Genomic DNA, 18,423 nt, shown 5'->3' on the forward strand with positions numbered 1-18,423 from the left:
TCAACCTACCAGTATCGAGAGTTGAGCGGAGTCGAAACTCGGCTCATGGGGATCTTTTTTGCGCGCAAGTCCCTTAGCGATCGCTCTCTCCTAGAGATGTCAACCCAACCACTTTGCTCCTTCCCTGGCCGATAGGTCAATTCTCAACAGCCCATTCCCCTATCGAAGCGTTTTTGCTATTCTCGCTATGCTATTAGCACATACATTCGCCCTCACATCTGCCCGTGTATTCTGAAGAGCGTCTAACCCTGGTCAAAGATTCCGAACGGCTGGAAACTCTGCTCAAGGAGTTGCCCACCGAGCCCGGCGTCTACTTTATGAAAGACGCGCGGGATCAGATCTTATATATCGGCAAATCCAAAAAGCTGCGAAATCGGGTGCGATCGTACTTTCGCGACACCCATCGCCACATGCCGCGCACCGCCATCATGGTGATGCAAATTGCCGATATCGAGTTCATCATCACCGATACCGAAGCCGAAGCCTTGGCGCTCGAAGCGAACCTGATCAAGCAGCACCAACCCCACTTCAATGTGCTGCTGAAGGATGACAAAAAGTATCCGTACCTCTGCATCACCTGGTCGGAAAACTATCCGCGCATCTTCGTCACCCGCAAGCGACGCAAAAATCTGAAAGATCGCTACTACGGCCCCTATGTCGATGCCGGGCTCTTGCGGCGCACCCTCAGCATTGCCAAGCGTACCTTTCCCCTACGCCAGCGTCCCCAGCCGCTGTTCAAAGATCGTCCCTGCCTAAATTACGACATTGGCCGCTGTCCCGGTGTCTGCCAAGAGCTGATCTCCTCAGAGGATTACCACAAGACGGTGCAGCGGGTGGCGATGGTATTCCAAGGGCGCACCAACGAATTAGAGAATATCCTGACCCGGCAAATGGAAAAGGCCGCTGAGGAGCTACGGTTTGAGCAGGCCGCGCAGATTCGCGATCAGTTGCAAGGATTAGAACGGTTAACGGCCCATCAAAAAGTAGCGCTGCCAGATGATACGGTGTCGCGAGATGCGATCGCGCTCTCCAGCGACGATCAGTTTGCCTGCATTCAACTGTTCCAAATTCGCGCCGGTCGTTTGGTCGGACGGCTCGGATTCAACGCCGATGCCCAAGCGGGAACACCGGGAGAAATTCTCCAGCGGGTGTTGGAAGAACACTATTCCATGGTGGAAGCGATCGAGATCCCGGCGGAAATTTTGGTGCAGCATGAGTTGCCTGAAGCCGACATCTTGGCGGAATACCTGACTGAGCGCCGGAGCCGGAAGGTCGCGATCGAGGTGCCCCAGCGCCAGACTAAAGCCGAATTGGTGGAAATGGTCGAGCGCAACGCCCAGTATGAACTGGTGCGCACCCAAAAAGTGGCCGATCGCAACGCCCAGGCTATGCAAGACTTAGCCGAAATCCTCGACTTGCCCGATCAACCCAAACGCATCGAAGGCTACGATATTTCCCATATCCAGGGCTCCGATGCAGTTGCCTCGCAAGTAGTTTTTGTGGACGGTATGCCCGCCAAGCAGCACTACCGCCACTACAAAATCAAGAATCCTGAGGTGCGCTCTGGCCGCTCCGACGACTTTGCCAGCATGGCCGAAGTGATTCAGCGGCGCTTTCGTCGTTACGCGACTGATCCCCAGAAGCCGCGAGTGGGAAATCCTGACTGGCCCGATTTAGTCATGATTGATGGGGGGAAAGGGCAACTCTCGGCAGTGGTTGAAGTGCTCCGGGAGATGAACCTTTTGCAAGATCTCAATGTGGTGAGCTTGGCCAAAAAGCGAGAGGAAATCTTTTTGCCGGGTGAGTCCTTGCCACTGAGTACGGAGGCTGAGCAACCCGGTGTACAACTATTACGCCGCCTGCGGGACGAAGCTCACCGATTTGCCGTCAGCTTTCATCGCAAAAAACGGACAGACCGGATGCGGCGATCGCGCCTATCCGACATCCCTGGGTTGGGGCAACACCGACAAAAAGAGCTGCTGGCAGCGTTCCGCTCCATTGACTACATTCGCGAAGCTTCCGCAGAGCAGCTAGAGCAAGTTCCTGGTATTGGCCCCCATATGGCCCAGCAGATTTATGAGTACTTTCATCCTGCCGCGAGTGATGATTCCCCAACAGCCGTCAACCAGACCGTTTAAGCCCAACGAGGTGAATTAGGACCCAGTTGATGAGTATTGCCATGCCGCAACAGGTTTTATTCGCTGGCCGTTGTGCAACCGATAAAACCTGTTTGTTGGGGAGGTGAGGCATTAATCCGCTATTCCCAGACGTCTTTGAGGGCGGTACGCGCCGCTAGATGATTGCGGGTCGTGGTCAGAATTTCCGCTTCTCGCTCTAAGCGGTTTTCAGTATCAAGCATTTCCAATAATGCCTGTTGTTCGTCCGCCGCATCGTATAAGTTGCTGGCAATCCAATAAGACAGTTCCTGGGGCATGGAAGGAATGTTGTTGGGCAACTCAACTTCCCGACTGGTCAACTTAGCAGACAGATGAACGACATCCCTTAAAAGCTGGTCAACTTCATCCACTAAAGTGGATAAATCTTGCTCGGTCGGTTGGTCATCAATCCACTCGACCAGACCCACGAGATAAGGCTTCTCACGCACGTAGTCCAATACTCGAAATCTCTGTTTGCCGATGCTGAGCATTTTCATGCGGTCATCGGGTAACTTTTGAGAATGCAAGACTTCAGCTGCACACCCAATGCGGGCAGGCGATTTCGTTTCTGGGTCAAACATTAATACTCCAAAGCTTCGATCACCCTGGAGTATTGTGTTCATCATGATTCTGTAGCGAAACTCAAAAATGTGGAGGGGCAAATGAGCCCCTGGAAATAGTACGAGTTCAGGTAAAGGGAACAGTGGAATTTCTCTGACAGCCAATGAAGAAGCAGGCATTTATCTTGTCTTGCCGTGATTGCGATAACAGTAGTGGCTAACGAATTTTCTTTAACCAACTAAACATTAGTATTCTATCGCATCATTTTTTAACATGTGGCTAAAACCGACTTCTTCCAACTGTGACCTTGACCCTTCTCGATGAGTCAGTCACTCATTTAGAGTTTTACCTCAATGTCAACCCCAGCCGGTAAATCCAGCTTCATGAGGGCGTCGATAGTTTTGGAAGAGGGCTGATAGATATCAATAATGCGGCGATGAGTTCGAGTTTCGAAATGCTCTCTCGAGTCCTTATTGACGTGGGGAGATCGCAGTACACAGTAAATTTTACGCTTGGTCGGTAAGGGGATCGGCCCGATCGCAGTTGCGTTAGTGCGGTTAGCAGTATCCACAATCTTCTCGCAAGAAGTATCGAGCAAACGACGATCAAAAGCCTTTAAACGAATTCGAATTTTTTGCTGCTGAATAGTTGCCATGCAAGTTGTCTACGGTAAATTTTCAAGGTTCGCGTTGGCGTTGCAGAGCCAACGATAGTGAAAGAGACTACAAGAGGAGAGTTCTATTGATAAGAACTCTCCTCTCAAAGGGTCAACGAAAGTGCTTACGCAACGATCTTAGACACAACGCCCGCTCCGACCGTACGGCCACCTTCACGAATGGCAAAGCGCATGCCTTGCTCAATCGCAATGGGGTTGATGAGCTTCACAGTCATCTTGATACGGTCACCAGGCATGACCATTTCCACAGTGCTGCCATCATCAGCAGTGTATGCAGAAATTTCACCCGTTACGTCAGTTGTCCGAATGTAGAACTGAGGCTTGTATCCAGCAAAGAAAGGTGTGTGACGACCGCCTTCTTCCTTCTTCAAGATGTATACTTCACCTTCAAATTCTGTGTGAGGCGTAATGGTTCCTGGCTTCACCAGCACCATGCCCCGCTCGATGTCATCTTTTTGGACACCGCGAAGCAGAACGCCCACGTTGTCACCCGCTTGGCCTTGATCCAGAGTCTTCTGGAACATCTCAACGCCAGTCACAGTAGTGCTACGAGTATCGCGAATACCAACGATTTCGATGGTTTCTCCGACCTTGACGACACCGCGCTCGATCCGGCCAGTGGCAACAGTACCCCGACCTGTAATCGAGAAGACGTCTTCAACGGCCATCAAGAAGGGCTTATCAACATCGCGCTCAGGGGTGGGGATATAGTCATCGACGGTATCCATCAGAGCGAGAATCTTGTCAACCCACTCATCATCGCCCTTGGCGATCGCGGCATTTGCGGTCAAAGCCTCAACTGCCTTGAGGGCCGACCCAGTGGTGATGGGGATGTCATCGCCCGGGAACTCATAGTCGCTCAGAAGTTCACGAACTTCCAACTCGACCAACTCCAGCAGTTCTTCGTCGTCAACTTGGTCTTGCTTATTCAAGAACACGACAAGCGCCGGTACGCCAACCTGACGAGCCAACAGAATGTGCTCCCGAGTCTGAGGCATGGGGCCATCAGCAGCGGAGCAGACCAAAATAGCGCCATCCATCTGAGCCGCACCCGTGATCATGTTTTTCACATAATCAGCGTGTCCCGGACAATCGACGTGAGCATAGTGCCGATTATCAGTCTCATACTCAACGTGAGCAGTATTGATAGTGATGCCGCGAGCCTTTTCTTCAGGCGCAGCGTCGATATCCTCGTATTTACGAGCTTTATTAACACCACCTGCTGCAGCAAGCGCCATAGTGATTGCTGCAGTCAACGTGGTTTTACCGTGGTCAACATGACCGATCGTGCCAATGTTGACGTGAGGTTTGTTTCTTTCAAACTTCTCTCGTGCCATTTACGTTACGTGTCCCTAAACTAAACCTACGCGTTCCCATTGTTTTTAGCGATGATGGCTTCTGCCACAGTCCGAGGTACCTCTTCATAGTGGCTAAACTCCATCGAAAAGATGCCACGACCTTGGGTCTTAGACCGAATATCGGTGGCATAACCAAACATCTCGGCCAAGGGAACTTTTGCAGTTACCTTGGTGATGCCTTCTTCAGATCCCATACCCTCAATGTGACCTCGACGAGCGTTAAGGTCACCAATAACGTCCCCTAAGAAATCTTCAGGGACTTCTACCTCAACTTTCATCGTAGGCTCAAGGAGTACAGGAGAAGCTTTTAAGACGCCCTCACGCATAGCCATCGACCCTGCAATCTTGAAAGCTACCTCTGAGGAATCAACGTCGTGATAAGAGCCGTCTATTAGTGTAGCCTTTAAATCGATTACAGGATACCCGGCTAGAATACCAGATTCGCAAGCCTCTTTCATACCCTGCTCGGCGGGGGCGATAAACTCTTTCGGAATCGTTCCACCGACGATCTTAGAAACGAATTCAAAACCACTGCCCATTTCAGCTGGTTCGATCTCAATGACGACGTGGCCATATTGACCTTTGCCGCCACTTTGACGAATGAACTTACCTTCAACTTGGGTCGATTTCCGAATGGTTTCACGATATGCCACCTGAGGGTTGCCGATATTGGCCCCGACCTTAAATTCTCGGAGCATTCGATCAACCAGAATATCCAGGTGCAGCTCTCCCATCCCAGCAATCACTGTTTGGTTGGTTTCTGGGTCAGTGCTGACTTTAAATGTGGGATCTTCGTCTGATAGCGATTGCAATGCTTTCGAGAGCTTGTCCATATCCTGCTGGGTCTTGGGCTCAACCGCCACCGAAATAACCGGCTCTGGAATGTAGAGGGATTCCAAAATCACAGGCGCTTTAGGATCACAAACTGTGTCTCCGGTGAAGGTGTCTTTCAGCCCTAAGACAGCGCCGAGGTCTCCAGCGCGCAGCTCATCCACTTCAATGCGATCGTCCGCTTTCATGACAATCAAGCGAGAGACCCGCTCTTTCTTGTCTTTAGTCGCATTCAGAACGTAGCTACCCTTTTCTAAAACACCCGAGTAGACGCGGATAAATGTTAAACGACCATAGGGATCGGACATGATTTTGAAGGCAAGAGCGGCGAAGGGCTCATTGTCGTCGGCTGGCCGCGCCACTTCACCGCCATCAGGCAACATGCCCTGAATGGGAGGAACCTCTGTCGGTGCGGGTAAGTAATCCACCACGGCATCCAGCAGCAACTGGACGCCTTTATTCTTAAAGGCTGACCCACATAGCATCGGCACGATCGCCCCAGTCAACACTGAGTGGCGAATGCCGAGAGCAATTTCGGCATCGCTCAGTGCTTCCCCTTCCAGATACTTCTCCATCAGGGTGTCGTCGGTTTCGGCGATCGCTTCAAGCAGTTCAGTGCGATATTTTTCGGCCACTTCAAGCATTTCGGCTGGAATGTCAGTATCGACCATATCCACGCCCAGATCGTCGTTGTAAATGCGAGCCCGCATTTTTACTAAATCTACGACCCCGGTGAAACCATCTTCCGCACCAATGGGAATCTGAATCGGCACCGCATTGGCTTTGAGGCGATCGCGAATTTGCTGATGAACTCGGAAAAAGTTCGCCCCAGTGCGATCCATTTTGTTGACAAAGGCAATGCGCGGCACGTGATAACGGTTGGCTTGCCGCCAGACGGTTTCTGACTGAGGCTGCACTCCCCCCACGGAACAGAAAACCGCAATCACACCGTCCAAAACCCGCATGGAACGCTCCACCTCGATGGTGAAATCAACGTGTCCGGGGGTATCGATGATGTTGATCTGATGGTCGCGCCAATTAGTACTAATGGCTGCCGCCGTAATCGTGATGCCGCGCTCACGCTCCTGCGCCATCCAATCCGTGACCGCAGTGCCATCATGAACTTCTCCGATTTTGTGTACCACACCGGAGTAGAACAGAATCCGCTCAGTTGTCGTCGTTTTGCCGGCATCAATGTGAGCGGCAATCCCGATATTTCTAACTTTTTCGAGGGGATGAGTGCGTGCCACGACGTTCTCCTTAAGCCATTCAGACAGTCTGATGTTCAGGCGATCGCTTCAAACATCAAGCGTCCGACGCGAACTACAAAGGTTCAGCCTTTAATAACGATAGTGAGCAAAGGCTTTGTTGGCTTCAGCCATGCGGTGGGTTTCTTCACGTTTGCGAACGGCGCTACCAGTCTCGTTTGCCGCATCCATCAGCTCGTTCGCTAATTTCATGGCCATTGTTTTACCACCACGAGCGCGCGAAAACTGGGTGATCCATCGCAAGGCGAGGGCCGTTCCCCGGTCTTGACGGACTTCCATCGGTACCTGATAGGTGGCACCACCGACCCGTCGAGCCTTGACTTCGACCAGGGGCGTCACGTTACGAACAGCCTCTTCAAATACCTCTAGAGGATCACTGCCAGTACGCTCTGAAATAATCGTGAAAGCATTGTAGACAATGCCATTCGCCACTGATTTCTTACCATCGAGCATGATGCGGCGAATCATCATGCTGACCAAGCGACTGTTATAGACTGAATCGGGTGGAACGACCCGTTTTTGTGCAGACGTACGACGAGACATAACTTTCCTTAAGCTGAGATGGCAAATGGGCGGAAAACAGTTTGGATGGGGGGCTAGTTGACACGGACACTCCCCAGACCCGAAAGACTTTCAAACCGCTACGTCAAAAGCTGAGCGGTAACTCTTACTTAACCTTTAGGTCTCTTAGCACCGTATTTGGAACGGCCCTGTCTACGATCTTTCACGCCAGCCGTATCCAAAGTGCCGCGAATAATGTGATAGCGAACACCGGGCAAATCTTTGACACGACCGCCACGAATCATCACGACGGAGTGCTCTTGGAGGTTGTGACCGATACCAGGAATGTAAGCAGTCACTTCGAAGCCAGAGGTCAAACGAACCCGCGCCACCTTGCGAAGCGCTGAGTTGGGCTTCTTAGGAGTGGTTGTGTAAACACGGGTACACACACCGCGCCGCTGCGGACAGCTCTTGAGCGCAGGGGATTTGGTCTTCTCTTGTAACTTGGCTCGTTCTAGGCGAACTAACTGCTGAATTGTTGGCATTGGGTCGTCAAATTAAGTTGAATGGTGTGATTTTCTAATGAGGTCACAAGCTCTAATCATACTGAAGAAAAACTACGTGTGTCAATGAAAACATCTTGAAGCGATACAGGATCAGCCTTGTAGCTATCTGCGGCGGTTGGGAAATTCTGGCAAGGTGGCGGGCTGGGCAAGAGATTCCCACAAGATGGCGACGAAAATTCCCCTTGGACGATGTCAACTCAGAACTGACGGATTGGAGGAGGCGTCAGCGGCCCCCAGTCAATTCTTCGCAATTGTGGAGTTCCTTGGCAAATTGCGGCACGAGGCTGAAGTCTTGACCTGAGGAGCTTTGACGGAGGTGTGACAACCGTTTATTCACTCAACGCGATATTGATTTGGCTCAATACCTGCTGAATCTCAAAACTATCGGACGCATCTGGATGATTCAACAGATAGTATTTGAGATCGGCTTTCGCTTCGGATAATTTACCTTCGCGATAGTAGATAAGGCCCCGATCGCGGCGTTCCATCAAAGCATTGGGTAATAACAGCAAGATGCGGTCGATCGCGGCTAACGCCTGAGTAATATCCTGCCGCTGTAAGTAGATCACTTTCAGGTTGGTGAGGATGCGCGCGAGGAACGGCTTTTTGCCAATCGGTTCGAGGTGATGGGGGAGCATCCGCGCTTCTGCTCCGTACATGGTTTTGATGCGATCGCGGCAATCCTCTTCGAACATGACTTCACCTTGATGAAAGGCGTCGACAAAAATCGCCATCTCCGCTAATGTCGGGCGAACTAAAAAGTGACCGGGCATACCGACTCCAGCCATGGGAAAGTCAATGCGGTTGGCGAGTTCCAAATAAACGAGTGACAGGGTGATGGGAATGCCCGTGCGGCGATCCAGCACGTGGTTGAGAAAGCTGTTTTGGGGATTGTAGTAATCCTGGGTATTGCCCACAAAGCCCTGGGCTGCGAATAGATAGTCATTGATGGCGCGGATGATTTTAAGGGGATAGGCTTCGGCGGGCAGGCGATCGCGCAATTCGTCGGCCATCTCGTCTAACCGCTGGAGATAGGCCCGGCAATCGAGTTCAGGATACTCTTCTTGGGCAATATAGAGGGCCGCCAGGGCTAGATTGATGGCTTCATCCGGGCGCTGCACTTCTGTTGTAAAGCGATCGCGGGCCAACGATGAGCTCATGGACTTCCCCTATAGTCGCTGCCGGTACCGTATTGCAAAGCATCTAACCAACGATGGTACTGGTATTGCTGCTTTTCAGAAAGCGTAGTGGTAAGCGGTTGCATCGTTTGAACCGCTGGGCGTAGCAGCGAATATCCGGCCAGGGCAAGGTAATGGGGCAACCAGCGAGCGATCGCCCCCACTCCCACCTGAGGCAAAATTTGAGCAACCAGCCCCGGATGCTTGACGGAGGTGCGTAAGAGCGTTTTAGCCAGGGCCGGAAACTGCACCACATCTTGCAAAAACGGTTTGAGGGTAGCGTCGCCCAGGGCGGCCATGTCACCAAAAATCGTGCCGAGAATGTGATTAATTTGGTCGGGCGGCAGCGATTGCTGCATGCCCACCCGCATCGATTCTTGAAACAGCCAGGTTACAGACAAGTTGGGCTGATAAGGCTGCAGCCAGCCTAAATCATCCGCACTTAAGCAATTTGTGCTCAACGCTTCGTCAATGCCGCTGGTGAGGCGTGGCAGGTGCCGAATCATGGCCCCAAACCCGCCGAAACTCAAGGGTGACTGACTGCCACTACTATCCCCCACGGGTAGCACCCGCCCCCAGGGATACTGCAGTGGGCTGTCACGATAACAGGGAAAAAAGCCAAACACCGCCCGCTTAATGTCGAGTTGACTGAGCTCAACTTGCTGGTAGTCCGGCAAGAGTTGCCAATAGTCGTCAAACAGATCGGTGAGACTGAGCCGGTCGGGATGGCTATCCACATAAGTGAACAAGTAAGTCGTACGACCATCCCGAGCTGGGAATGCTTCCCAAAAATATTGGCATTGACGACGTACAGGCGTAAAAGAAACGATCAAGTCCCCCGTCTCATTCTCGGGGTAGCCATTGGCACAGGTGCCCACCACCAGGCAAATGCCGTCGGGTTGGCTGCCCTGCCGCGCCTGCTGTACCAAAGGCGAAAAATGGCCCATCGCATCAATCAACAAGCGGGTCTGAAATTTTTGCTCTCCGGCACTGATGATCACGCCATTGGGATGCACCGAGGCATTCCGAAACGCAGTTTGCTCGATCAGAGTGCCACCCGCCGCTAAAAATTTCTGCTTCAGTGTCTCTAGCAGATAAACCGGATCAACCCCGATGTTGAGCACGTCGCGCACCCAAACCGGGTCACTGTCGCCAAATTGGATACGGGCGGGGTTGTACTCGGTCGCGATCGCCCTTTCCAGTTCTGCCTCGGACAGCAAATCTAACTCCACTAACGTTTGGAGTTCGGGTCGCGAGATATTCCACTCCTGGTCACGCCCCCGCAGAGCACCTTTTTCTAATACGGCGACCCGCCAGCCCTGTTGCACCAGAGTCGCCCCCAGCAAAATACCTAAGGTGCCACCGCTGATGACCACATCCCACTCCACGGTGGGTAGCTGAGTCTCAGTCTGGTGAATGACGTCTGGCACCGCCAAATTACCTTGACGATATTTTTGCCAGCGGTCATCAACCACTTGCAAGCCAGTCAGCGTATTGGGCAAATGGGCCAACCAGTCGGGGGTCGTGCGGGAATCGGACGGAGTCATAGAGGGCATGGGTTGAAATTCAGCAGTTTATGAAATTCAGCAATTTATCGGAGATGCCGAAGAGCGATATCGGGAATTCTAAAAGTTAACTAGCAGCCGTCGGAGCTGCTTGTAGCGAGCCTACAGTCTGATCCAGAGACGATGCCACAGCAACCGCCTTCTTCTGAACCGAGAGATAATCCATTCTGGACTTATCGTGACCCGCAATCAGGGCGCTGGGTGACCTTGATGACCGCTGAACAGTGCCAACAACTCGGCCAGCAGGTGTTCAAGCCGCGCAACTCAGCAACTCCTTTCTCGGCTACCGAGACATGGGAAGAATCACCAGACTCGGAAACTTAGCCTGCAAGAATCGCCCTTAGATCCTAAACTTTTGTTAAGTGTTTAGGGCAGTTTGACATGTTTATTTCGCGCCGTCGTTGGCTGGCAGGGGTCATCATACTGGTCGCTATGGCCATGAGCTGGAGTGTGACAGCCCCGCCAGCCTGGGCGCTAGGTGGGCCACAGCCGATCATTGGCGAGCCAGCTCCTGCGTTTACGTTGCCGACTAACTCTGGGCAGGGGGAAATTGCTTTGGAGGATTATCGTGGTCGCTGGGTGGTGCTGTATTTCTATCCACAAGACGGGACGTCGGGTTGCACATTAGAGGCCCGGCGTTTTCAAGAAAGTCGAGCCGATTTTCGGGCGCTGAATGCGGAAATTGTGGGCGTGAGTGGCGATGATGTCAGTTCTCACGAAAGTTTTTGTGCCGCTGAAGGCATTGAGTTTCCGCTGCTATCGGATGTGCGTGGTGAGGTGAGCCAGGCGTATGGCTCTTGGCTGACCGGGCGATCGCTGCGTCACACTTACCTCATCGACCCGGACGGCATTTTGCGGGAACGCTTTTTGGGCGTGCGACCGGCAATTCATAGTCAAGAAGTTTTGCTCACGTTAGAGTCGTTGCTCATGCCTGCGAGGGGCGTGGCTAGTTAAGGCATTGAGGATTGTCAGGGGTGAGATCTCCGCAACCTGCCACCACCTCCTTAAAATAGAGTTTATTAGTTATTTAATTTGTGAAGGAGAACTATGCAAACTTTGGCCTTGACTTCAGACAACGTGGAAACAGTATTAGATGAACTGCGTCCTTATCTGATGGCCGATGGGGGCAACGTTGAACTCGTTGAGATTGATGGCCCCACTGTGCGCTTGCGGTTACAAGGGGCTTGCGGCTCCTGCCCAAGTTCAACCATGACCCTACGCATGGGGATCGAGCGCCGCTTGCGCGAGTTCATTCCTGAAATTGCCGAAGTCGAGCAAGTCGTTTAGTGCGATCGCATTCGGATTTCCCCTTTAGTCCTTGGCAGACGCAATTAGTGGCTGAGGGGGAACAGATTTACCATTCAGATTATTCTACGGTGTAGTCATTTGTTCACGGCTCGTAGCTACACACGCTTGATGCGATGACCGCAGTGCCCGTAAACGGTTTAAGTACTTGACCGATAGAGCTTTGGGGCAGCTAATCTGTCGAGCGAGTGAGCACAGTTGATGCAGCGGCATCGCTGACGGTAGATCGTTTAGGTTGAATAGGCGCGATCTCGATTCGGATGATTTATGTACGCAGTAATTTATGACGGAACCTGTAACTTGTGTGTGACGCTGGTGCGCTTGCTTGAGCAACTCGACCAGGGGCACCAGTTTCACTATGTGCCCATGCAAGATGAAGGCACGCTGAGCCAATGGCATATTACTGCCGAGGACTGCGAAGCGGGCATGATTTTACTGAATCCTCAACAACCTGAAATCCGTTGGCAGGGGAGCGATGCCGCTGAAGAGATTGGTCGCTTGCTGCCGCTAGGAAACTTGTTTGTGCAGGCATATCGATCGCTCCCCGGTGCCAAGACCGCTGGCGATGGCTTTTATCGATTTATTCGCGATCATCGCTACACCCTCTTTGGTGGGCGCGATGACCTGTATGAGTCGGCTTACCAGATGTGTGAGAGCGATCGCTGCTCACAAGTTTGATCCCGATCATGAGAGCAAAATGCGCACAAAAAAGCGGAAACCGGAGTTTCCGCTAGCTCATTGTGTTGATTGAGGCCGGGTTGAACCGCTGAGATGGGTTGAGTCAGGACGTGTAGTCAGGACAGTTACATCAGTCTTCGTAAATGCGACATTCTGGGGCATCCGGATGAGCGACACAATATTGCTCAAAATATGTCGGTGAGTTTTGCTGGTGGCGATACCAGGCGACTTGCAACTCTTCCACCGTTTCCCAAGCGATCGCCACTTCAATATCCGCCGTGCCGCGCATCTCAGTAAGCCGACGGGCATGTTCTAACGCCGCTTGCAAACGGGTTGCTAAAGAAGGAACTGGGATCGCTTTTGGAGTTGTAGTCGTAATTGCAGGAGCTGTTTTTGTGTAAGTCATAGCGATTGTGGGTTGATTTCTATCGGTCAAACTTATGTACAGCCTAGCGATAAAGTCAGCCAATGTTCGAGGGTTTTGGATATAAGTTTTTTCTATGTTTCATGAGTTTTTCTTACTCCTTGTGAGGAACTATTTCCTCGCATGAAGTTACATGTGCTTGTCCGAAACGGGGGTGCTCTCCAGTCTGATAGCGTTAGGCGTTCAGTCGGTATGAACTTTTTGTGCGGCGCGGTAAAGCCCGGTAGCCGCTAACGACAAATCGAGAGGCATTAGCCCGCCAAGTTTGTTGACCTGCCGGGGGAGAGCGTGGCGATCATCTGGGGATCAAATTGGGGTGGGCAACTAAATTCAGGTCAGCGTAAGCTAGCTAATCGCAGTAAACTGATAAGCATATATACATATAAGACTTATTGATACCCATGGCAGGCAGTGGCACTCCCGATCCCCAACTTCAAAGCACGCTTTCAGAACGCGAACTCCAGATTGTGGAACTCGTCGCCGCAGGACTCACCAACCAAGAAATTTCTGAGGAGTTGGAAATCAGCAAGCGCACGGTCGATAATCACATCAGCAATATTTTGACCAAAACCGCCACCGGAAATCGCGTCGCCCTGGTGCGATGGGCACTTCAGTGGGGCAAGGTCTGTATCAATGATGTGAATTGCTGTACGCTGCCCAATGTGGATCAGCAGAAATCGGTTTCTTGAGCGTATGGCAGATTCGATAGAGCAAAACCGCACATCAGCCAAGATGGTTCGCCCCACTCCACCGACTGAGGTTTCGGCACCGGAACAGGTGGAGTATCGTCTGCATAGTCCGCAGTTGCCACTAGCGGTATATCGTGAGGTGGCGGCGCATTTACGGCAAATTGAGGGCGTAAATACGGGTTTGTTGCCGCAGACCTCGAAAGAATTTGACTACTTGCAGAGTCAGGTTGGTGGGGTGTGGATTCGCTATGCCGCCGATGCCGCCGACCAGTGCCAGCCCCAGGTAGAAGCGGTTTTGACCTACTACGGCGATCGCTACGGCCAGTGGGAAACGTTGAGTAAGTAGCTCAGAAATCTAGCATGTGCTAATGTCTCTTGCTGCCGACCCGATGGATCTAAGCAGACGATACAGGAATTGCAATTCATCTGTGCAGGTCTACTTAGCAAATATTTTGCTTTTGCCCTAAATAAAGCCAGTTTGTGCGAGGGATAGAATTTTAATGATTGTAAATAAGCTCAGAGACTGGATTCGCGCTGCTTTATCTACATTCAAAAGGGAGAATCGTCAGGAGAGAGAAACAGACAGGCTTCCTAATGAGTCGAAGTCAAAGAAGCTTGATCGAGAGAAGAGTGAGAAGGTTTCCGCACAAGTTAAATCTGGTAAACCTCACAAAGCACTACGGGGCACCCGTGACATTTTGCCAGATGAAACGCCCCTCTGGCAGTGGGTCGAAACGACGGCTCGCGAGCTATTGCAGCGGGCAGCCTATCGCGAAATTCGTCCGCCGATGTTTGAACAAACCCAGTTATTTGAACGGGGCATTGGCGAGGCGACCGACGTCGTCGGTAAGGAAATGTACACCTTTGCTGATCGGGGGGGGCGCTCCCTGACTTTGCGCCCAGAAATTACAGCGGGCTTAGTGCGGGCAGTCAACGAGCACAAGCTCACCGCCCAGGGTAGCGTCTTGCGCCTCTGGCATGTGGGCCCAGCGTTTCGCTACGAGCGGCCGCAGGCGGGGCGACAGCGGCAATTTCATCAGCTCGATGTGGAATTGTTGGGCAGTCGTGATCCCCGCGCGGATGTGGAAGTGATTGCGATCGCGACCACCCTGTTGCAAACCTTGGGACTCAAATCCCTCACGATGGATCTCAACTCGGTGGGCAATGGTGACGATCGCCAGCGCTATCGAGATGCCCTCGTCGATTTTTTGACGCCGCACAAAGCGGACTTGGATGACGATTCACAAAAGCGCTTGGCGACTAATCCCTTGCGCATTCTCGATAGTAAAGACGCGAAAACTCAGGAAATTGTCCAGACGGCTCCTAGTCTGCTGGATTTTTTGAGTCCGGACTCGCAACAGCACTTTGACCAAGTGCAGCAATATCTCACGGATCTGGGGATTGTCTACACTCTCAATCCGCGCCTGGTGCGGGGATTGGATTACTACACCCACACCGCGTTTGAAATTCAATCCGCTGATTTAGGGGCGCAGGCAACGGTGTGCGGCGGCGGTCGCTACGACGGGCTCATCTCGCAACTGGGAGGCGCGGATACGCCAGCGATCGGTTGGGCGATCGGGCTCGAACGGCTCACGCTACTGCTCAAACAATTAGCGGTAGAACCCAGCACCGCCATGGATGTGTATGTCGTTTCGCGGGGCGCAGCGACAGCAGGCAAAGCGCTACAGGTAGCGCAAGCCCTCCGCCAGGTAGGATTGGCTGTGGAGATGGATTTGAGCGGTTCGGCCTTTGGCAAACAATTCAAGCGGGCTGATCGCAGCGGTGCGGTGCTCTGCGTCATTTTGGGCGAAGCCGAAGCGGAACAGGGCACGGTGCAGCTCAAGTGGCTGACGTCAGGAGAGCAATCAGAAATCAGTCAAGCAGCTTTGACGCAAGCCGCCGATGAACTCGTGCAAAAAGTGCGCCAAGCCCAACAAGCGACCTAATTTCACAAACCATTTGCCGGATTCGATATAAGTCGATAGGATGACCGCTATACTGCGTAAACTTCGCACTTGCTAGCGCAGGACGGGCTATGGCGTACTGGGAGTTTTTGCTACAAAAAGAGGGCGATCGCGACTGGCTCCCGTTGGAGACGGCCCACGTTGAAATTTCCGAAGGGCGATATCGCATCATTGCTCACAGCAGTTATTGCCAGGCCAACGCCAACATTTGCCTGAGTCGTTTGCTCACGGCGCAGATGCCCCCCCAGCGCAAGACGCTCAAGCGCACAGGCACGACTAACGAAGATGGTTTGATGGTGGTGATTCCATTTACCCATCTGACCCCGGGACACTGGACAGTCACCTGTACCGCCGCTTCAGAGTCGGCTGATGCCCCGTGGGAATTTGGCGTGCAGCTAGAGGTCCTCGCGATCGAATCGGGGGTGGAATATTGGGAAACGGAACTCGATGAAGCATCCCTAGCCGAGCAACTCGCCAATCCCCCGGTGACGACGGCAGGCTCGCACCCCACTGATCAACCTACCTTGCCTACCGCTGCCACCACCTGGATGAGGAGTGACTCGACTCCCACCGATCCCTTCACGATTCAGACGCCACTCGAAGATCTTCCTCTGCGCTTGCAGTTGCAACATCAGGCTCTGGTGGCTCACACGGCTGAGCCCCTGGTCTTGCAGGGGCAGGTCATGACCTTTTCCCAAGTCGAAGGCTTGGCTGGGGAAGGAACCCTGTGGATACAGCTCCGCAATCCAGAAACGGGAGCCGTGGTTCATCAGTCTGCCCAGGCGCTTTCGATCGCGGCGTTACCCAGCCGCTTTGAGGTCACGGTACCGCTGCCCAGCGTTAGCAACACGCGGCTGCTGGTAGGAGAGCTCAGTCTGTGGACGGCCTCTGATCCGCCGCAGGTGCTGGCGATTCAGGGGTTTACCGTAACCCTCAACCTGGATGCCCTGCTAGAGGTAGTGGCTAACCAAGCTGAAAGTACGACAACCAATCGTTTCGAAGATGTCACGGCAGCGGGCGACACGGTTGGGCCTACTCCCTCAGAGCCCAATCCACAGCGCATCATCAATCCTTTATCGCCGCGTTCGGTACCGTTTCGGCAGATTTATCTGCCGTCGAATGGACTGACGCTGCCCCCGGTCATTTATCGGCCCATTGATAAAAAAACGGTGGGCGCACCAACTTTACCGCGCTTGTCTAACCAAGCCGAGCGCGATCGCCCAACGCCCAGCGCCTCTGACCACTCAGCCGCAACGACCGCCGAGGTTGGCCCCAAGCCGCTCACCTTACCTCCCATCGGTTCGGCCTCCAAAGCCGCAGCCTCACCGACAGCGCCGATCCCTGACATGAGTGAACCGGCTGAGGCCTCACCGCAGTTGCCCACGATGGGCAATTCCTCGCAGTCATCGTTTACTTCAGACGCTACGGATGCTGGGGCAGCGGCAATTCCTCAAGCGGCTGATACTAACATTACGGCCAAGCCTTCTCAAGCCACCTTTGAGCCAGATCTGCAAGGGCGTTTTTGGCATCGGTTGAGTGCTTTGGCGGAAGAGGCCCAAAAAGCAGCAGCGGAACGAAAAGCGCAACTCGATGCGGCTGGCGTCACAGATACGACCCAGTTGGAAATCAGTTCACCCTCGGTTAATGACGCGATCGCTGCTCCCTCTGACGAACCGATCAACTACGAAGTCGTCGTTTATGACTCCGACGATGAACTGACTACAGAAGACCTTGATGTCGTCGCAACTGACAGCGAGCCCCTCATAGAGGTGTTACAGCCCGGCGAACCCAATCGCCAAGAACTAGGCGATGTGCCCGTCCCCGAATGGATCTTTCCCCAAGGTGAACTCGTCGCTGGTGCACCTTTACCGATTACTGTCCGACTGCCTCGCTATCCCCGTCGGCTCGCGGTCAAAGTTTGGGTAACGGATATTCAAAGTCGCACTCTAGTTGATCGCCCCCGTTGGTTGATGAACTGGTCTCCCACTCCGGAAGGCGACCAAACTGCTTTTTTGCAGCTCCAAGTCCCCCTTGGCAGTCTGGAAGCCCAATTTGAAGCGATCGCGATCGATCTCGCGACCCAGCAAGAAAGCTATAAAACCAGCCTCGTCCGTGAAATTTTGCCCGTCAATCCCAACGAGTCAGACAGTAGTCTCTCTCTTTGAGGATCGATGCGTTGACGATATCAAAAGACGACTGTTTGGCAAGGAATGCCGCGATCGTAATCGTTAAGAAATGCAGCAATGATTGGTCAGAAATGCTGCATTTCTGACCAATTCACAGTAGGCTAATTTGTGAGTTTGTTAGCGCAACATCGCCCTGGCAAGCTTTTGACGCTGTATTGAGTGATAGGAATATATAATTTATGGCAGCTTCTTTTTTACCCACAATCTTGGTGCCTCTGGTTGGCATCGTCTTTCCTGCGGCAGCAATGGCCTTCTTGTTCCTGTACATCGAGCGCGACGAAGCTACTGACGCCTAACTCCGTCAGTTCAGCTCTAAATATCTCTAAATCACTGTGGCCTTTATCTTCCGTAAATGGAAGATAAAGGCTTTTTAGTCAATCCTGCTCTGATACCCTAGCCCACAGCCAGAGCGCTGATAGACCAGGACGCTGGACTCCTTCTTCTACAGCAGGCACCTGTACAGGCTGTTATCTGCGATCACGGGAACTCAACAAAGATTAGAAAGCAGCCAAGCCAG

Annotated in this window: 18 protein-coding genes; 9 read left to right on the plus strand and 9 right to left on the minus strand. The window is 52.7% G+C overall.

The annotated features are described in order from the left end of the window. Positions 1-224: 224 nt before the first annotated feature. The gene (gene uvrC, locus JUK32_RS02375; protein ID WP_204137251.1) at positions 225-2,138 is read left to right on the plus strand and encodes an excinuclease ABC subunit UvrC; all 1,914 of its coding nucleotides are present in this window, start codon (positions 225-227) and stop codon (positions 2,136-2,138) included. Positions 2,139-2,257: 119 nt separating this feature from the next. On the opposite strand, the gene JUK32_RS02380 is transcribed toward uvrC, so the two are convergent. From JUK32_RS02380 to JUK32_RS02415, 8 genes are all read right to left on the minus strand, one after another. Further along, positions 2,258-2,896: an LON peptidase substrate-binding domain-containing protein gene (locus JUK32_RS02380; RefSeq protein ID WP_204137252.1), complete on the minus strand. Its 639-nt coding sequence runs from the start codon at positions 2,894-2,896 to the stop codon at positions 2,258-2,260. A gap of 158 nt (positions 2,897-3,054) precedes the next feature. Beyond that, positions 3,055-3,372, minus strand: a complete 318-nt coding sequence (gene rpsJ / locus JUK32_RS02385; RefSeq protein ID WP_039724891.1) for a 30S ribosomal protein S10 — start codon at positions 3,370-3,372, stop codon at positions 3,055-3,057. Between the two features lie 125 nt (positions 3,373-3,497). Next, entirely contained in the window at positions 3,498-4,730 is a 1,233-nt protein-coding gene (tuf, locus tag JUK32_RS02390; protein ID WP_204137253.1) for an elongation factor Tu, read from the minus strand. 26 nt (positions 4,731-4,756) lie between these two features. Further along, complete coding sequence (gene fusA, locus JUK32_RS02395; RefSeq protein WP_204137254.1) at positions 4,757-6,832, minus strand: elongation factor G; 2,076 nt, start codon at positions 6,830-6,832, stop codon at positions 4,757-4,759. 90 nt (positions 6,833-6,922) lie between these two features. Then, the gene (rpsG, locus tag JUK32_RS02400; protein WP_204137255.1) at positions 6,923-7,393 is read right to left on the minus strand and encodes a 30S ribosomal protein S7; all 471 of its coding nucleotides are present in this window, start codon (positions 7,391-7,393) and stop codon (positions 6,923-6,925) included. A 128-nt stretch (positions 7,394-7,521) separates the two neighbouring features. Beyond that, positions 7,522-7,896, minus strand: a complete 375-nt coding sequence (gene rpsL / locus JUK32_RS02405; protein WP_204137256.1) for a 30S ribosomal protein S12 — start codon at positions 7,894-7,896, stop codon at positions 7,522-7,524. 350 nt (positions 7,897-8,246) lie between these two features. Then, complete coding sequence (locus JUK32_RS02410) at positions 8,247-9,077, minus strand: SirB1 family protein (RefSeq protein ID WP_204137257.1); 831 nt, start codon at positions 9,075-9,077, stop codon at positions 8,247-8,249. Next, positions 9,074-10,651: an NAD(P)/FAD-dependent oxidoreductase gene (locus JUK32_RS02415; protein ID WP_239112247.1), complete on the minus strand. Its 1,578-nt coding sequence runs from the start codon at positions 10,649-10,651 to the stop codon at positions 9,074-9,076. The genes JUK32_RS02410 and JUK32_RS02415 overlap by 4 nt, the downstream gene beginning before the upstream one ends. A gap of 390 nt (positions 10,652-11,041) precedes the next feature. On the opposite strand from JUK32_RS02415, the gene JUK32_RS02420 reads away from it, so the two are divergent. The 3 genes from JUK32_RS02420 to JUK32_RS02430 all read left to right on the plus strand — a co-directional run bounded on the left by JUK32_RS02420 (position 11,042) and on the right by JUK32_RS02430 (position 12,643). Next, positions 11,042-11,614, plus strand: a complete 573-nt coding sequence (locus JUK32_RS02420; RefSeq protein ID WP_204137258.1) for a peroxiredoxin — start codon at positions 11,042-11,044, stop codon at positions 11,612-11,614. A 93-nt stretch (positions 11,615-11,707) separates the two neighbouring features. Continuing rightward, the gene (locus JUK32_RS02425) at positions 11,708-11,947 is read left to right on the plus strand and encodes a NifU family protein (protein WP_039724886.1); all 240 of its coding nucleotides are present in this window, start codon (positions 11,708-11,710) and stop codon (positions 11,945-11,947) included. 285 nt (positions 11,948-12,232) lie between these two features. After that, a complete protein-coding gene (locus tag JUK32_RS02430; protein ID WP_204137259.1) occupies positions 12,233-12,643 on the plus strand; it encodes a thiol-disulfide oxidoreductase DCC family protein in 411 nt (136 codons plus the stop codon). Between the two features lie 130 nt (positions 12,644-12,773). Here JUK32_RS02430 and JUK32_RS02435 read toward each other — a convergent pair whose 3' ends face one another. Then, a complete protein-coding gene (locus tag JUK32_RS02435) occupies positions 12,774-13,049 on the minus strand; it encodes a Calvin cycle protein CP12 (RefSeq protein ID WP_204137260.1) in 276 nt (91 codons plus the stop codon). Between the two features lie 419 nt (positions 13,050-13,468). Here JUK32_RS02435 and JUK32_RS02440 point away from each other — a divergent pair, with 419 nt between their 5' ends. From JUK32_RS02440 to psaI, 5 genes are all read left to right on the plus strand, one after another. After that, positions 13,469-13,756, plus strand: coding sequence for a LuxR C-terminal-related transcriptional regulator (locus tag JUK32_RS02440; RefSeq protein WP_204137261.1), 288 nt, complete (start codon positions 13,469-13,471; stop codon positions 13,754-13,756). Positions 13,757-13,760: 4 nt separating this feature from the next. Further along, a complete protein-coding gene (locus tag JUK32_RS02445) occupies positions 13,761-14,102 on the plus strand; it encodes a hypothetical protein (protein ID WP_239112248.1) in 342 nt (113 codons plus the stop codon). Between the two features lie 352 nt (positions 14,103-14,454). Continuing rightward, on the plus strand, positions 14,455-15,702 hold the full coding sequence (hisS, locus tag JUK32_RS02450) for a histidine--tRNA ligase (protein WP_239112249.1): 1,248 nt from the start codon (positions 14,455-14,457) through the stop codon (positions 15,700-15,702). Positions 15,703-15,791: 89 nt separating this feature from the next. Next, positions 15,792-17,885: a hypothetical protein gene (locus JUK32_RS02455; RefSeq protein ID WP_204137263.1), complete on the plus strand. Its 2,094-nt coding sequence runs from the start codon at positions 15,792-15,794 to the stop codon at positions 17,883-17,885. 200 nt (positions 17,886-18,085) lie between these two features. Then, a complete protein-coding gene (gene psaI, locus JUK32_RS02460; RefSeq protein ID WP_204137264.1) occupies positions 18,086-18,202 on the plus strand; it encodes a photosystem I reaction center subunit VIII in 117 nt (38 codons plus the stop codon). Positions 18,203-18,423 lie beyond the last annotated feature (221 nt).

The organism is Halomicronema sp. CCY15110, from assembly GCF_016888165.1.
Lineage (GTDB): Bacteria > Cyanobacteriota > Cyanobacteriia > Phormidesmidales > Phormidesmidaceae > Halomicronema.

What these genes read in the sequence shown, in the direction of transcription:
- JUK32_RS02380 (WP_204137252.1), bottom strand. Translation starts at nt 2,896, where the DNA reads ATGCCTGCTTCTTCATTGGCTGTCAGAGAAATTCCACTGTTCCCTTTA.
- JUK32_RS02455 (WP_204137263.1), top strand. Translation starts at nt 15,792, where the DNA reads ATGGCGTACTGGGAGTTTTTGCTACAAAAAGAGGGCGATCGCGACTGG.
- JUK32_RS02440 (WP_204137261.1), top strand. Translation starts at nt 13,469, where the DNA reads ATGGCAGGCAGTGGCACTCCCGATCCCCAACTTCAAAGCACGCTTTCA.
- JUK32_RS02410 (WP_204137257.1), bottom strand. Translation starts at nt 9,077, where the DNA reads ATGAGCTCATCGTTGGCCCGCGATCGCTTTACAACAGAAGTGCAGCGC.
- rpsJ (WP_039724891.1), bottom strand. Translation starts at nt 3,372, where the DNA reads ATGGCAACTATTCAGCAGCAAAAAATTCGAATTCGTTTAAAGGCTTTT.
- JUK32_RS02415 (WP_239112247.1), bottom strand. Translation starts at nt 10,651, where the DNA reads ATGCCCTCTATGACTCCGTCCGATTCCCGCACGACCCCCGACTGGTTG.
- JUK32_RS02420 (WP_204137258.1), top strand. Translation starts at nt 11,042, where the DNA reads ATGTTTATTTCGCGCCGTCGTTGGCTGGCAGGGGTCATCATACTGGTC.
- psaI (WP_204137264.1), top strand. Translation starts at nt 18,086, where the DNA reads ATGGCAGCTTCTTTTTTACCCACAATCTTGGTGCCTCTGGTTGGCATC.
- JUK32_RS02445 (WP_239112248.1), top strand. Translation starts at nt 13,761, where the DNA reads ATGGCAGATTCGATAGAGCAAAACCGCACATCAGCCAAGATGGTTCGC.
- rpsG (WP_204137255.1), bottom strand. Translation starts at nt 7,393, where the DNA reads ATGTCTCGTCGTACGTCTGCACAAAAACGGGTCGTTCCACCCGATTCA.
- JUK32_RS02435 (WP_204137260.1), bottom strand. Translation starts at nt 13,049, where the DNA reads ATGACTTACACAAAAACAGCTCCTGCAATTACGACTACAACTCCAAAA.
- tuf (WP_204137253.1), bottom strand. Translation starts at nt 4,730, where the DNA reads ATGGCACGAGAGAAGTTTGAAAGAAACAAACCTCACGTCAACATTGGC.
- rpsL (WP_204137256.1), bottom strand. Translation starts at nt 7,896, where the DNA reads ATGCCAACAATTCAGCAGTTAGTTCGCCTAGAACGAGCCAAGTTACAA.
- JUK32_RS02430 (WP_204137259.1), top strand. Translation starts at nt 12,233, where the DNA reads ATGTACGCAGTAATTTATGACGGAACCTGTAACTTGTGTGTGACGCTG.
- JUK32_RS02425 (WP_039724886.1), top strand. Translation starts at nt 11,708, where the DNA reads ATGCAAACTTTGGCCTTGACTTCAGACAACGTGGAAACAGTATTAGAT.